General features: G+C 61.6%; 1 protein-coding gene and 1 pseudogene. One reads left to right on the forward strand and one right to left on the reverse strand.

From position 1 onward, the window contains the following. Window positions 1-208: 208 nt before the first annotated feature. Window positions 209-863: pseudogene (locus JQK88_RS35440) on the forward strand (transposase); the annotation flags it as partial. Here the strand turns inward: JQK88_RS35440 and JQK88_RS35860 are convergent. Beyond that, a partial coding sequence (locus JQK88_RS35860) for a hypothetical protein (protein ID WP_210388453.1) occupies window positions 863-1,095 on the reverse strand: 233 nt, incomplete at its 5' end. The pseudogene JQK88_RS35440 and the gene JQK88_RS35860 overlap by 1 nt on opposite strands.

Raw genomic sequence — 1,095 nt, forward strand, 5'->3', positions numbered from 1 at the left:
CAGCCCGATCACTCTCCCACAGATGCTGACGCTGGGGAGGACGCTGTCCGCATAGCCGGCCCGGCGAGCGGGCTCGGGTCCGCTTGCACCCTCGAGTGCATGACCAACGCGGCTACGTGGCCCTCTAGCAGCCTGTCGGACTTAGCGCATCCCCCGAATATCGGCTAGAATCGAGACATTGATTCTCCAGCGTTATGCCGATCCTGCGATGAACAACTTTCGGACGGTAGATCGTTCGACCGGTTTCCTGCTTCCACCATCGGTTGATGAGTGGCTTCCCGAGTAACATCTTGCCCGATTTGTTATCGAGGGTCTGGACCTTCGTTCGATGAGCGGCAGCTATCGCGGCTCTGGTTCGCGTCGTACCACCTAAGGTTTTGCTCGGTCTTCTGGTTTACGGCAATGCGACGGGTTTTTTTCGAGCCCGGAAGCTGGAGCAGGCGAGCTATGATTCGGTTGCCTTCCGGTTTATCGCGGCGAACGATCATCCCGATCACGATACGATCGCCGCCTTCCGGCGCCGGTTTTTGAAGGAGATCGAGAGCCTGTTTGTGCAGGTGCTGGCTCTGGCGCGCGAGATGGGCGTTCTGAAGCTGGGTACGATCGGGCTGGACGGGACGAAGATCCACGCCGATGCGAGCCGTCACAGCGCGCTTTCCTATGAGCACGCGGGCAAGATCGAGGTGCAACTACGGGCCGAGGTGTGCGACCTGATGGCCAAGGCCGAGGCTGCGGAACTTGGGCTGCGCGAGGAGAGGTTGCGCAGGCTTGCCTTGGCGCGTGCAAAGATCGAGGCGCGCGCCAAAGAGCGCCATGCCCGCGACCAGGCCGAGCATGAGGCGGAACTAGCGGCCCGAAAGGCCTAAGAAGAGCGGTCGGGCAAGAAGCCGGGCGGCAAGCCTCCCACTGCCCCCACGCCGGCCAGCTCCATCAGCCGCTCGGCGGCAAAGCCGATCATCTCGCGCAAGGGGACTGTCAGGATTTCCGTGTACGGGCGGGCATAATGGGTAAAAAGGAATCCCACTATGTCCCGACGCAAAGAGCCTGCGATACCGAACGAGCTTCTCGACCAGCTATTGGCGGGTGGTGCTGCCA

It is taken from the genome of Mesorhizobium caraganae, assembly GCF_016836705.1.
In the GTDB taxonomy this organism is placed as follows: Bacteria; Pseudomonadota; Alphaproteobacteria; order Rhizobiales; family Rhizobiaceae; genus Mesorhizobium; species Mesorhizobium caraganae.